Origin of the sequence: Ottowia sp. (genome assembly GCF_016703145.1) — a bacterium.
Classification (GTDB): Bacteria; Pseudomonadota; Gammaproteobacteria; order Burkholderiales; family Burkholderiaceae_C; genus Ottowia.
Genome location: NZ_JADJCO010000005.1, coordinates 94,196 through 105,898, shown reverse-complemented (window position 1 = coordinate 105,898; position 11,703 = coordinate 94,196). Strand labels below are relative to the sequence as shown.

The window sequence follows — 11,703 nt, the reverse complement described above, 5'->3', positions numbered from 1 at the left end:
CGCGCCTGCTCAGGGCCGCGCCATGCTGCAACTGAAGGGCCGCGCCGCGTCCGCGGCGGCGGTTTCCCGCACGACGCGAAAGCCGTAGCCCGAGCCCTCGACGTCGAAAGGCACGCCGGGCGCATCGCGGCGGTCCATCACCCCGACGACCAGGGGCTGCTGGAACTGGTGATCGTCCGGGCGCATCTGGCCGCGCCGGCCGGCCAGGGTGACGTCCGCGCGTTCCAACTGCCGCGCCACCGCCAGCGGGTCGGTGCCGCGCGCGCGCGCGATGGCCTGCGCCAGCGCCTCGATCATGAGCTGCATGCGCAGGTGCACGTAGTCGTCCCGCGGGCTGGGAAAGCGCCGGCGGAACGACTGGTAGAACGCCGCGCTCTCGGGCGTGGGCACGTTGGGCAGCCAGTCGGCCACGGCCACCACCTTGCCGACGCCCGCCTCGCCGATGGCCGCCGGCGCGCCCAGCGCGTTGCCGTAGAAGGTGTAGAAGCGCCCGCCGAAGCCCACGTCGCGCGCGGCCTTGACCAGCAGGGTCAGGTCGTTCCCCCAATTGCCCGTCAGCACGGCCTGCGCGCCGCTGGCGCGGATCTTGGCGGCGTAGGGCAGGAAGTCCTTCACGCGGCCGACGGGGTGCAGCTCGTCGCCCACGATGGCCACGTCGGGCCGCTGGGCCGCCAACTGGCGCCGGGCCTCGCGCAGCACGGCCTGGCCGAAGCTGTAGTCCTGGCCGATCAGGTAGATGCTTTTCAGCGCCGCGTCCTGCCGCAGCACCTCCATCAGCGCCGCCATGCGCATGTCGGCGTGGGCGTCGAAGCGGAAATGCCAGAAGCTGCACAGCTCGTTGGTCAGAATGGGATCGACGGCCGAGTAGTTGAGGAAGATCACGCGCCGCCGCGGATCGCGCGCGTTGTGCTTGTTGATCGCGTCGATCAGCACCGCCGCCACGGCGGACGAGTTGCCCTGCAGCACGAACTGGCAGCCGCTGTCGATGGCGGCGCGCAGCATCGACAGCGACTCTTCCGTCTGCCCCTTGTTGTCGTAGCGCTCCAGCACCAGCGGCCGGCGCCCCTGCGCCGTCGGCACGCCGCCGCGCGCGTTCACCCGCTCGGTGGCCAGCACCAGGTTGCGAAACACCGCCTCGCCGGTGTTGGCGAACGAGCCGCTGAGCGATTCGATCAGCGCCAGCTTGATCGGCTGCACGCCGCGCCCCCGCTGGCCGTAGGCGGACGTCGAGGCGGCGCCGAGCAGCGCGAGCGAGGCGCCCAGCAGGGCGCGGCGAGAGGCGGGATGTGGCATGAACACTCCAGTCAGAACACGTAGACAGGGCGGCCGGCTCAGCGGCGGCCCTGGGGTAAAGGGAAACGCGGGCGGTCAGAAACGCTGGGAGCCGCCGGCGGCGATGCGCCGGCCCGGCCCAGGGACTCGCCCACCAGGTTGAAGCGTTGGCAGCAGCGCCTGCATGCCACCCAGTGACGCGCAGGCGGCGAACGCCAGCCTCGATCCTAACCCGTTCCCAAGCCGGCCGGCCGCCCCTCGGACCCGGTGCGCCATGGGGCAGGCCGGCGCGAAATCAAGCGGCGCCGCCGCGATTTCTTTCTTGCGCGGCCCGCTTGAAAACGCCCTCGCCGCGCGCATTTTCGAAGCACGGAGGAAACGGCGCCGCCGCCCATCGGCCGCCGGTTCCATTTAAGTCGTCACCGCAAAGGAGATTCACCATGTTCTTCGCCACCGCCGCCACTCCCGCCATGCGCCGCTCGGTCTATGCGCCGGCCCTGCGTTCGCTCGACCGCTTCCTGGACGACACCTTGGCCGCCACCCGCTGCGCCGGCACGCAACTCAAGGACGAGGGCGCGCATTGGAGCCTGAGCATCGACGTGCCCGGCGTCAGCCGCGAGCAACTGGCCATCGCCATCGAAGGCCGGGCCGTGAAGGTCGAGACCGTCGAAGGCGCGCCGCGCCAATACAAGAGGGCCTACGAGTTCACCCAGGACATCGACGCCGCCGCCAGCAGCGCCAAGCTGGAAAACGGTGTGCTCACGCTGACCCTGGCCAAGGCTCGGCCCGAAAGCAAGGCGACCACGCTGCCCATCGGCTGACGCCGCTCAAGCCTCGGCCAGTTGGTCCAGCGGCCAGCGCGGCCGCACGTCGAACGCGTAGTCGGTGCGCGGCCGGGCCACCCCGGACTGCAGCCGCATCGCGGCGGCCAGGGCGATCATGGCGCCGTTGTCGGTGCACAAGTGCAGCTCGGGGTAATGCACGCGCACCTGGCGCTGGGCGCAGGCCCCGTCCAATTGCTCGCGCAGCCGCTGGTTGGCGCCCACGCCGCCGGCCACCACCAGGCGTTTCAGGCCGGTGGCTTCCAGGGCCTTGAGCGACTTCTTCACCAGCACCTCGACGATGGCCGCCTGCGTGCTGGCGGCCAAGTCGGCGCGCGTCTGCTCGCAGGGCTGGCCTTCAAACCGGCGCGCCTGGGTTAGCACCGCCGTCTTCAGGCCGGCGAAGGAGAAGTCCAGGTTGCCGCTGTGCAGCAGTGGACGCGGCAGCTTGTAGGCCGCGGGTCGCCAAACTCGGCCAGCCGCGCCAGCGCCGGCCCGCCGGGGTAGCCCAGGCCCAGCAGCTTGGCCGACTTGTCGAAGGCCTCGCCCGCCGCATCGTCGATGGTTTCGCCCAGCAGCGCGTAGCGGCCCACGCCGTCCACCCGCATCAGCTGCGTGTGGCCGCCGCTGACCAGCAACGCGACGAACGGGAACTGGGGTGGGTCGGCGCTGAGGAACGGCGACAGCAGGTGCCCCTCCAGGTGGTGCACGCCCAGCACCGGCCGGCCCAGGGCCGCGCCCAGCGCGCAGGCCACGCCGGCGCCCACCAGCAGCGCGCCCGCCAGGCCGGGACCGCGCGTGTACGCTACGACATCGATAGCTGGAAGCGCTTTCCCAGCCTGGGCCAGCACCTGATTTGTCAAGGGAAGCACGCGCCGGATGTGGTCGCGGCTGGCCAACTCGGGCACCACGCCCCCATAGTCCGCGTGCATCGCCGCCTGCGTGTGCAGCGCGTGCGCCAGCAGGTGCGGCACGGCGCCGTCGTCGTCGGCCCGCACCAGGGCCACGCCGGTTTCGTCGCAGGAGGATTCGATGCCGAGGACCAGGAGGGACATGGCGCCGGATTATCCGCGCCAGAACCTCTCGCAAGGCCGAAGGGCCATGCAGCGCGCGAAGACTACCTCAAGCCCCCGGCGATGTAGCTTTCGAGCTGCGCGATGAGGAAGCGCTGCTCGGCCAGCATGGCGTTCACCAGGTCGCCGATGGACACCAGCCCCACCACCTGGCCGGAATCGACCACCGGCAGATGCCGCAGCCGGCCCTGGGTCATGATGCCCATGCACTCCTGCACAGTCTGGCGCGGGCTGACGACGTACAGGCGAGCGGTCATCACGTCGGCCAGCAGCGCGTCGGCCGAGGACAGGCCCTTGAGGGCGATCTTGCGTGCGTAGTCGCGCTCGGTGAAGATGCCCAGCAGCACTTCGCCCTGCATGATGAGCACGGCGCCCACGTCGCGCTCGGCCATCAGTTGCAGCCCATCGCGCACGGTGGCGGTGGGCGGCAAGGATGCCAGCGAGGCGTTTTTCTTGGCCGACAGGACATTGGCGACGGTGGACATGGCGGGATTCCTCAAGGATACGGTATTGACCGCATGGTGCCAGAAGCGGCGGCGAACCGCCAGCGCCGCGACGGGCGGCGGCGGCCTCAGGTGTCGCGGACGGCACAATGGGCGGCCGCGCGGCAACTGCCGTATTCTTGACACCCATCAAGCCCAGACTCGTCGCCGCGCCACCACAATCGCCCCATGGGAATCAGCATTTACCTCAAGGACATCGGCCGCGGCGCGCGCGGCGCGCGGCCGCTGTCGCGTGCGCAGTCGGCGGACCTGCTGGGCCGCGTGCTCGACGGCCAGTGCACCGACCTGGAGGTCGGCGCCTTCTGCATCGCCATGCGCATCAAGGGCGAAACACCCGAGGAAATGGCTGGCTATCTGGACGCCCTGGACGCACGCCTGGCCAGGCTGCCCGCCAGCGGGCGCCCGGTGGTGGTGCTGCCCAGCTACAACGGCGCGCGCAAGCTACCGGTGCTTACGCCCCTGCTGGCGCTGCTGCTGGCGCGCAAGGGCCTGCCGGTGCTGGTGCACGGCACCGCCACCGAGGACGCGCGCATCACCGCGCGGGCGGTGTTCGACGCCCTGGGCATCCACGCGTCGCCCGCCGGCCAGCCGGTCCCGCCCGGCCGCGTGCACATGGTGCCGACCGAGGCGCTGCACCCCGGCCTGGCGCGCCTGCTGGATGCTCGGCGGGCCATCGGCCTGCGCAACCCGGCGCACAGCCTGGTCAAGCTGATGAACCCGGTGGACGGCCCGGCGCTGGTGGTGGGCAGCTACACCCACCCCGAATACGCCGAGTCGATGGCCGCCACCTTCCAGCTCACGGGCACGCATGCCCTGCTGCTGCGCGGCACCGAGGGCGAGCCCGTGGCCGATGCGCGCCGCACCCCGCGCATGGACCTGTTCCTGCATGGCCGGATGGAGCGCGTGCAGGAAGCGCAGACAGGCCCGCTGGCCAGCCTCCCCGCCCTGCCCGCGAGCGTGGACGCGCCCGCCACCGCCGCGTACATCCGCGCCGTGCTGGAAGGCCAGTTGCCGCTGGCCGAGCCCATCGCCCGCCAGGTCGATCACCTCGTGCGCGCCTGCAAGGCCATCGAGGCCGCGGCCGACTCTCCCAGCCTGCAGCGGTTGTCGGCATGAAGCCCATGCCACCCCCCGGCCAGGTCACCCTGGTCGGCGCCGGCCCCGGCGACCCCGAGCTGCTGACCCTCAAGGCGGTCCGGGCCATCGCCGCCGCCAGCGTGATCCTGGTCGACGACCTGGTGGGCGACGGCGTGCTGGCCCACGCCCGCCCCGGCGCGCGTATCACCTACGTGGGCAAGCGCGGCGGCTGCCGCAGCACGCCGCAGGACACCATTGAGCAGCTCATGCTGGACGCCGCGCGGGCAGGCGAGAACGTGGTGCGCCTGAAGGGGGGCGACCCCTTCATCTTCGGCCGCGGCGGCGAAGAGGTGGAAAGCCTGCGCCGCGCCGGCATCGAGCCGGCGGTGGTCAACGGCGTCACCGCCGGGCTGGCCGCCCTCACCAGCCTGGGCGCGCCGCTGACGCACCGCGAGCACGCGCAGGGCGTGATCTTCGTCACCGGCCACCCGCAGAAGGACGGCCCGGGCGTGGACTGGGCGCGGCTGGCCGAATCCGCGCGCGACCTGCGCCTGACCCTGGTGATCTACATGGGCATCGGCAGCGCCGCGGGCATCCAGGCTGGGCTGCTGGCGGCGCTGGCGCCCGACACCCCGGCGGCCGTGATCGAGCGCGCCAGCCTGCCGGCGCAGCGCCAGTGCGTCACCACGCTGGGCGCGCTGCTGCAGGACCTGCGGGCCGCCGGCCTAGGCAGCCCGGCCATCATGGTGGTGGGCGACGTGGTGCGCGGCGTGGCCGCCGTCCATGCCCGAGGTTGACGCCGTCATCCTCGGCGCCGGCGCCGCCGGCCTGTTCTGCGCCGCGCAAGCGGGCCAGCGCGGCCTGCGCGTGCTGTTGATCGACCACGCCGAGCGCGTGGCCGAGAAGGTGCGCATCTCCGGCGGCGGGCGCGCCAACTTCACCAACCGCGCGCTCGACCCGGCCGCGCCGCACCGGCACTTCATCGGCCGCAACCCGCACTTCTGCCGCTCGGCGCTGGCGCGCTTCACGCCGCAGGACTTCATGGCGCTGCTGCGGCGGCACGGCGTCGGCTTCCACGAGAAGCACAAGGGCCAGCTCTTCTGCGACCGATCGGCCGAGGACCTGATCGCGCTGCTGCTGGCCGAGTGCGACGCCGCGACGGCGCACGGCGGCCGGGTGGAGCGCTGGCAGCCGTGCCGGGTGGAGAAGGTCGAATTTCAAGCAGAATCGGCATCAAGCCCGCATGGATATTGTGCCAACAGCTATATTATTCATAGTGAAAGAGGTGTCATCGAAACCCCGGCGCTGGTCGTGGCCACCGGCGGGCTGTCGATCCCGAAGATCGGCGCCAGCGGCCTGGGCTACACGCTGGCGCGGCAGTTCGGCCTCAAGACCACCGACACGCGCCCCGGTCTGGTGCCCCTGACCTTCGACGCCGCCGCCTGGGCGCCCCATGCCGCGCTGGCCGGCCTGGCGCTGCCGGTGGAAGTCAGCACGGGCGACGGCAAGCAGCGCGCCAGCTTCCACGAAGATCTGCTGTTCACCCACCGCGGCCTGTCGGGCCCGGCGGTGCTGCAGATCTCCAGCTACTGGCAGCCGGGCACGCCGATCCACATCGACATGGCGCCCGGCGTGGATCTGGCGGCCGAGCTGCGCGCGGCCAAGGCGCGCTCGCGCCGGCTCATCGCCAACGAGCTGGCCGCCTGGCTGCCCGCGCGGCTGGCCGAGACCTGGCTGGCGCAGAACGCCGCATGGCAGCGGCCCATCAACGAGGCGTCCGACAAGGCGCTGGCCCAGCTCGCCGAGAGCCTGTCGCGCTGGTCCCTGGTGCCCACCGGCACCGAGGGTTACCGCAAGGCCGAGGTCACGCTGGGCGGCGTGGACACGCGCGAGCTGTCGTCGCAGACCCTGGAGTCCGCGCGCCAGCCGGGCCTGTATTTCATCGGCGAGGTGGTCGATGTGACCGGATGGCTGGGCGGCTATAACTTCCAGTGGGCCTGGGCGAGCGCGGCCGCCTGCGCCGAGGCGCTGGCGCGGCGGCCCGCCTGAGCCGGGGCCGGCGCGCCCTAGAATCCGCCACCCTCGCTTGCGCACCGCCCCCATGCTCGATCTGGACCGCCTGAACCGCTACGTCGACAGCCACGGCGCGCTGACGCGCGGGCGCGGGCTGGTGAGCGGCACCATCGCCCTGACCCTGGCCATCCTGTGCCTGCTGGGGGTGCTGGCCTTCCACTTCCCCGAGTACCTGACCACGCCCGAGCTGCGCCGCGGTTACGACGTGGGCATGCTGCGCACGCTGCTGTTCTGGTCGATGGTGATCGCCGGCAGCCTGGCACTGGTCAACATCATCTTCGACCGCGCGCGCTGGCTGTCGTCGTTCGCCTTCCTGCTGGTGGCGCTGGCGGTGCTGCTGGGCGGGCACAAGGTCGCCGTGGATCCCGACTTCCCCGACCACACGCCCTACATCGGGCTGGACTGGTTCATCCTGGACCTGCTGGGCTCCTCGCTGATCTTCATCTTCATCGAGAAGCTCTTCCCGCTGCGGCGCGGCCAGCCCGTCTTCCGGCCCGAGTGGCAGACCGACCTGACCCACTTCATCGTCAACCACATGGTGGTGGGCTTCATCCTGCTGGCCACCAACCTGCTGGTGCACCAACTCTTCGGCTGGGCCGCGCACGACGGCATCCGCGGCTGGGTGGCGGGGCTCAACTTCTGGGTGGCGCTGCTTCTCATCATCCTGGTGGCCGACCTGGTGCAGTACTGGACGCACCGCGCCTACCACGAGGTGCCGCTGCTGTGGCGCCTGCACGCCGTGCACCACAGCGTCAAGAGCATGGACTGGATGGCCGGCTCGCGCCAGCACATCCTGGAACTGCTGATCACCCGCACGCTGGTGCTGGCGCCGATCTACGTGCTGGGCTTCAGCAAGGACGTGATCGACGCCTACATTGTCATCGTCGGCTTCCAGGCCGTCTTCAACCACTGCAACGTCAGCGTGCGGCTGGGGCCGCTGCGCTACGTCATCGTCACGCCCAACTTCCACCACTGGCACCACAGCCAGGACGACGAGGCCATCGACAAGAACTACGCCGCGCACTACGCCTTCCTCGACCACCTGTTCGGCACCGCCGTACAGAGCGACCGGCCCTGGCCCGAGCGCTACGGCGTGGTGGGCGATTACGTGCCCGACGGGTTCATCCGGCAGTTCAAGTTCCCGTTCACCTGGAAGGGCTGACGGCCGACGCGGCCCGAATGCGCGGGCCCGCCCAAAAATGGCATAAAATCGCAGGCTTTGCTGGCAAAGCCCTGCCGGCCAAATACTAGTTACACAGGCGGGGCACATCCGCGGCGCATGGCGTGAAGGCCCGATCTTCCTTCCCACCCTCTGGCCGCACATTGGAAAAACTGTCTTCGAATGACCACCATCCGCGTAAAAGAGAACGAGCCGTTTGACGTGGCGCTGCGCCGCTTCAAGCGCACCATCGAGAAGCTGGGCCTGCTGACCGACCTGCGTGCCCGCGAGTTCTACGAAAAGCCCACCGCCGAGCGCAAGCGCAAGAAGGCCGCCGCCGTCAAGCGCCACTACAAGCGCGTGCGCAGCATGCAACTGCCCAAGAAGCTGTACTGATTCCGGTCGGTCTCTTCACCGCCAAAGGCTCGCCGGGGACGCTCAGCGGGCCTTTGTCGTTTCTGCCCCCAAGGAAAACACCATGAGCCTGAAAGACCAGATCACCGAGGACATGAAAACCGCCATGCGCGCCAAGGACACCGGGCGCCTGGGCACCATCCGCCTGCTGCAGGCGGCCATGAAGCAAAAGGAAGTGGACGAGCGCGTCACGCTGGACGACACCGCCGTCGTTGCCATCGTGGACAAGCTCATCAAGCAGCGCAAGGACAGCATCGAGGCCTTTGCCAAGGCCGGCCGCCAGGATCTCGTGGACAAGGAAGCCGCCGAAATGTCCGTGCTCCAAGCCTACCTGCCCGCGCGCCTGTCGGCGGACGAGATCGCCGCCGAGGTCCAGGCCATCGTGGCCGAGCTGGGCGCCGCCGGCCCGGGCGACATGGGCAAGGTCATGGGCGCGGCCAAGCAGCGGCTGGCCGGCAAGGCCGACATGGGCGCCGTCAGCGCGGCGGTCAAGTCAGCACTCACGGGCTGACCCGCACACATCCGGTTGCACACGGGACGCCAGCTTTGCAGACCCGATCGGGTGGCGACAAACCGATCGGGCCGCTGGCGCGTTGAATCAAGGGGCGCGAGAGCCGTTTTCCCCTCGCCGCCCCCGACCACCATGGATGCAACCCCCTCGACCTCCGTCTGGCGCCGCTGGCTGGCCGCCGCGCTGCTGCTGGCCGCGCCGCTGCCGGGCTGGAGCCAGCAGCAGGCCGAAGCCGACCCGCCCGCGCGCGTGGCCTACGTCAGCGCGCTGGAGGGCCCGGCCCGCATCGCTCAGGACGAGCGCGCCGGCTGGGCGCCCGCCACGCTCAACTGGCCCGTCACCACCGGCACGCGCGTGGCCCTCGACGCCGGCTCGCGCGCCGAGCTGCACGGCGGCTGGATCGCGCTGCGCCTGCAGGGCCCCGCCGACTTGGGCGTCACCGCGCTGGACGACGACACCACGCAGGTCGCGCTGACCCAAGGCACACTGTCGCTGCGCGTGCGCGAGCTGCAGCCGGGCGAGCGCGTCGAGATCGACACGCCGCAGTTGGCCGTGGTCGCCAGCCAGCCCGGCGAATACCGCGTGGACGTGGACCCGCGCGCCGACACCACGCGCGTGACGGTGCAGCGGGCAGCGCCACCGTGTACGGCGAGGGCGGCCAGTCCACCACCATGGCGGGGCGCCAGCAGACCGTGTTCGCCGGCCGCGCCCTGGGCGTGGTGCAGGCCGGCCCCGCGCTGGGCCGCGACGCGCTGGACCAGTGGGCCGCCGCGCGCGACGCGCTGGAAGACCAGTCGCGCTCGGCGCGCTACCTGTCGCGCGACATGCCCGGCTACCAGCAGCTCGACCAGTACGGCGAATGGGGACAGGACGCGACCTACGGCCCCGTCTGGTACCCCAGCGTCACCGTGGCCGACTGGGCGCCCTACCGCCACGGCCGCTGGACCTGGGTCGCCCCCTGGGGCTGGACCTGGGTGGACGACGCGCCCTGGGGCTTCGCGCCCTCGCACTACGGCCGCTGGGCGCAGATCGGCCCGCGCTGGGCCTGGGTGCCCGGCCCGGTGGCGCGCCGTCCCGTGTACGCGCCGGCGCTGGTGGGCTTCGTCGGCGGCGCCGGCAGCGGCGGCAGTTGGGGCGTGTCGCTGGGCGGCGGCCTGCCGGGCGCGGCGTGGTTTCCGCTCGCGCCGGGCGAACACTGGCAGCCGCACTACCACGCCAGCCCGCGCTACCGCCGGCGCGTGAACGACTGGGGCGGCCCGACCGAGCGCGTGCGTCCGCCGGCCGACAACTTCCATTTCCAGCGCCGTCCGCACGCCATCACCGTGGCGCCGCACGAGCAGTTCGGCGGCGGCGAGCGCGGGCGCCGGCCGCGCTTCGGCGACGGCAGCCGCCTGCCGCCCGGGGTGCTGGACGGCAGCCGCGTCATCGCGCCGCCGCCGCGCGCCTACGTGCCCGGCCTGCCGACGCAGGCCCCGCTGTCGACGCGCCGGCCGGATGCGCGCATGACCGATCCGGACCGCTTCGGCGCCGAGCGCGGCGTGGCGCCGCCGCGGCTGCGCCAGGAAGCCCAGCCACCCCGCATCATCGAAGGCATGCGGCCCGAAGACCGCCCGCCCACCCGGTCCACGCCCATGGTGCGGCCCGGCTTCGAGCGGGATCGGGATCGCATGGTGCGCGACCAGCCGCCGCGCCCACCGCAGGTGCTGCCCATGGCGCCCGCGCCGCCCCGGCCGATGCCGCAGGCCGCGCCGCGGCAGATGGAGCGGCCCGCCCCGCCGGACCGCCTGGGCGGCGAGCGCCACCGCGCGATGCCGGGTGTCACGCGGGGCAACGATGCGCCGCTGATGCAGCAAGACCGCCAGCGCGAAGAGCGCCGGGGCCCCGCGCGCCAGCAGCGCGGCCCCGACGGCGCCCAATAACCCGCCGCGCCGCGTCGATTGCTACTGAATAGATAGCTGTCGGCGCAATATCCGCACCGGCTTCAGGCCAAAAACAGGGATTGCTAAACAGGTATTGATACACTTGCATTTTTCCCTCAAGATTGCCGGATGAACCTCGCTTGCCCACGTTGCACCTGACCGATCAGGTGGTCAAGAATGGCCGCAGCCGCCACGGCCACACAGCGCTGGCGCTGCAAGGGCTGCGCGCTGACCTTCGGCGAGCGCGATCACCGGCTCATTGACCCGGCGATCAAGCAAAGCGCTTTGCGCCATTACGCCGAAGGCGTGGCCTGCGGGCTACCGAGCGGCTGGTGGGGCCCAGTCACAACACCATCATCGGCTGGGTGCGCCAGGAGGTTGCGGTCAGGCGCTGGCGCGCCTGGATGCGGCGCAGGTGCAGTACGTCGAGGCCGATGAGCTGTGGAGCTACGTGGGTTCAAAAAGACCAATTTGGCTGTGGTGGGCTATTGATCGCACTTCCTGCCGAATTCTCGGCGCTGGGCGATCGTGACACCTGAGCAGCCCGAGCGCTGGGCGCGCAGATTCCTCAAGGCCCTCACATCCAGTACTGCACCGACCACTGGCGCTGCTACGCAGCCATCTTCCCCGCCGGGCAGCACACCCAAGGCAAGGCGCACACGCACATCATCGAGAGCATGAACAACCGTTGCGCTGCTATCTGGCGCGGCGCCGCAAGACGCACTGCTACTCCAAGAGCGCGCCAACCTGCGCGACTCCGCTGCTGTTTGTGTGGCAGCGCAAGTTCGGCCACGCGCTGGCGCCCCAGGCCGGCGAGATCACATGCCGGCGGCTCTGGGATGTTGAGATATCAATACCTATTTAGCAATCCCCAAAAACAC

General features: G+C 71.1%; 12 protein-coding genes and 1 pseudogene. 9 read left to right on the top strand and 4 right to left on the bottom strand.

The window, feature by feature from the left end:
- Positions 1-9: 9 nt before the first annotated feature.
- Positions 10-1,293 (bottom strand): branched-chain amino acid ABC transporter substrate-binding protein, encoded by a 1,284-nt coding sequence (locus IPG65_RS13560; protein ID WP_293190739.1) that lies wholly within the window; start codon positions 1,291-1,293, stop codon positions 10-12.
- A 419-nt stretch (positions 1,294-1,712) separates the two neighbouring features.
- Between IPG65_RS13560 and IPG65_RS13555 the strand changes: the two genes are divergently transcribed.
- Positions 1,713-2,093, top strand: a complete 381-nt coding sequence (locus tag IPG65_RS13555; RefSeq protein ID WP_293190736.1) for an Hsp20/alpha crystallin family protein — start codon at positions 1,713-1,715, stop codon at positions 2,091-2,093.
- A gap of 6 nt (positions 2,094-2,099) precedes the next feature.
- Here the strand turns inward: IPG65_RS13555 and tsaD are convergent.
- Both tsaD and IPG65_RS13545 read right to left on the bottom strand, forming a co-directional pair.
- Positions 2,100-3,148 (bottom strand): annotated as a pseudogene (gene tsaD / locus IPG65_RS13550) (tRNA (adenosine(37)-N6)-threonylcarbamoyltransferase complex transferase subunit TsaD).
- A 62-nt stretch (positions 3,149-3,210) separates the two neighbouring features.
- Positions 3,211-3,651 (bottom strand): CBS domain-containing protein, encoded by a 441-nt coding sequence (locus IPG65_RS13545; protein ID WP_293190734.1) that lies wholly within the window; start codon positions 3,649-3,651, stop codon positions 3,211-3,213.
- 186 nt (positions 3,652-3,837) lie between these two features.
- On the opposite strand from IPG65_RS13545, the gene ybiB reads away from it, so the two are divergent.
- The 6 genes from ybiB (at position 3,838) to IPG65_RS13515 (ending at position 8,903) form a co-directional block, all read left to right on the top strand.
- Entirely contained in the window at positions 3,838-4,785 is a 948-nt protein-coding gene (gene ybiB, locus IPG65_RS13540) for a DNA-binding protein YbiB (RefSeq protein WP_293190732.1), read from the top strand.
- Positions 4,782-5,543 (top strand): uroporphyrinogen-III C-methyltransferase, encoded by a 762-nt coding sequence (cobA, locus tag IPG65_RS13535; RefSeq protein WP_293190729.1) that lies wholly within the window; start codon positions 4,782-4,784, stop codon positions 5,541-5,543. The genes ybiB and cobA overlap by 4 nt, the downstream gene beginning before the upstream one ends.
- Positions 5,530-6,795, top strand: a complete 1,266-nt coding sequence (locus tag IPG65_RS13530; protein ID WP_293190727.1) for an NAD(P)/FAD-dependent oxidoreductase — start codon at positions 5,530-5,532, stop codon at positions 6,793-6,795. Before cobA ends, IPG65_RS13530 begins: the two co-directional genes overlap by 14 nt.
- A gap of 52 nt (positions 6,796-6,847) precedes the next feature.
- Entirely contained in the window at positions 6,848-7,981 is a 1,134-nt protein-coding gene (locus IPG65_RS13525; RefSeq protein WP_293192966.1) for a sterol desaturase family protein, read from the top strand.
- Between the two features lie 180 nt (positions 7,982-8,161).
- A complete protein-coding gene (rpsU, locus tag IPG65_RS13520) occupies positions 8,162-8,374 on the top strand; it encodes a 30S ribosomal protein S21 (RefSeq protein ID WP_007833691.1) in 213 nt (70 codons plus the stop codon).
- An 82-nt stretch (positions 8,375-8,456) separates the two neighbouring features.
- Positions 8,457-8,903 carry a GatB/YqeY domain-containing protein gene (locus IPG65_RS13515; RefSeq protein WP_293190417.1) on the top strand — a complete coding sequence of 149 codons (447 nt, stop codon included), beginning with the start codon at positions 8,457-8,459 and terminating at the stop codon, positions 8,901-8,903.
- 290 nt (positions 8,904-9,193) lie between these two features.
- Here the strand turns inward: IPG65_RS13515 and IPG65_RS13510 are convergent, their stop codons facing one another.
- Positions 9,194-9,514, bottom strand: coding sequence for a hypothetical protein (locus IPG65_RS13510; RefSeq protein WP_293190415.1), 321 nt, complete (start codon positions 9,512-9,514; stop codon positions 9,194-9,196).
- A 30-nt stretch (positions 9,515-9,544) separates the two neighbouring features.
- On the opposite strand from IPG65_RS13510, the gene IPG65_RS13505 reads away from it, so the two are divergent.
- Both IPG65_RS13505 and IPG65_RS13500 read left to right on the top strand, forming a co-directional pair.
- Positions 9,545-10,822: a DUF6600 domain-containing protein gene (locus tag IPG65_RS13505; RefSeq protein WP_293190413.1), complete on the top strand. Its 1,278-nt coding sequence runs from the start codon at positions 9,545-9,547 to the stop codon at positions 10,820-10,822.
- A gap of 688 nt (positions 10,823-11,510) precedes the next feature.
- Positions 11,511-11,687, top strand: a complete 177-nt coding sequence (locus IPG65_RS13500; protein ID WP_293190411.1) for a hypothetical protein — start codon at positions 11,511-11,513, stop codon at positions 11,685-11,687.
- The last annotated feature ends 16 nt before the right edge of the window (positions 11,688-11,703 follow it).

What these genes read in the sequence shown, in the direction of transcription:
- IPG65_RS13560 (WP_293190739.1), bottom strand. Translation starts at nt 1,293, where the DNA reads ATGCCACATCCCGCCTCTCGCCGCGCCCTGCTGGGCGCCTCGCTCGCG.
- IPG65_RS13555 (WP_293190736.1), top strand. Translation starts at nt 1,713, where the DNA reads ATGTTCTTCGCCACCGCCGCCACTCCCGCCATGCGCCGCTCGGTCTAT.
- IPG65_RS13545 (WP_293190734.1), bottom strand. Translation starts at nt 3,651, where the DNA reads ATGTCCACCGTCGCCAATGTCCTGTCGGCCAAGAAAAACGCCTCGCTG.
- ybiB (WP_293190732.1), top strand. Translation starts at nt 3,838, where the DNA reads ATGGGAATCAGCATTTACCTCAAGGACATCGGCCGCGGCGCGCGCGGC.
- cobA (WP_293190729.1), top strand. Translation starts at nt 4,782, where the DNA reads ATGAAGCCCATGCCACCCCCCGGCCAGGTCACCCTGGTCGGCGCCGGC.
- IPG65_RS13530 (WP_293190727.1), top strand. Translation starts at nt 5,530, where the DNA reads ATGCCCGAGGTTGACGCCGTCATCCTCGGCGCCGGCGCCGCCGGCCTG.
- IPG65_RS13525 (WP_293192966.1), top strand. Translation starts at nt 6,848, where the DNA reads ATGCTCGATCTGGACCGCCTGAACCGCTACGTCGACAGCCACGGCGCG.
- rpsU (WP_007833691.1), top strand. Translation starts at nt 8,162, where the DNA reads ATGACCACCATCCGCGTAAAAGAGAACGAGCCGTTTGACGTGGCGCTG.
- IPG65_RS13515 (WP_293190417.1), top strand. Translation starts at nt 8,457, where the DNA reads ATGAGCCTGAAAGACCAGATCACCGAGGACATGAAAACCGCCATGCGC.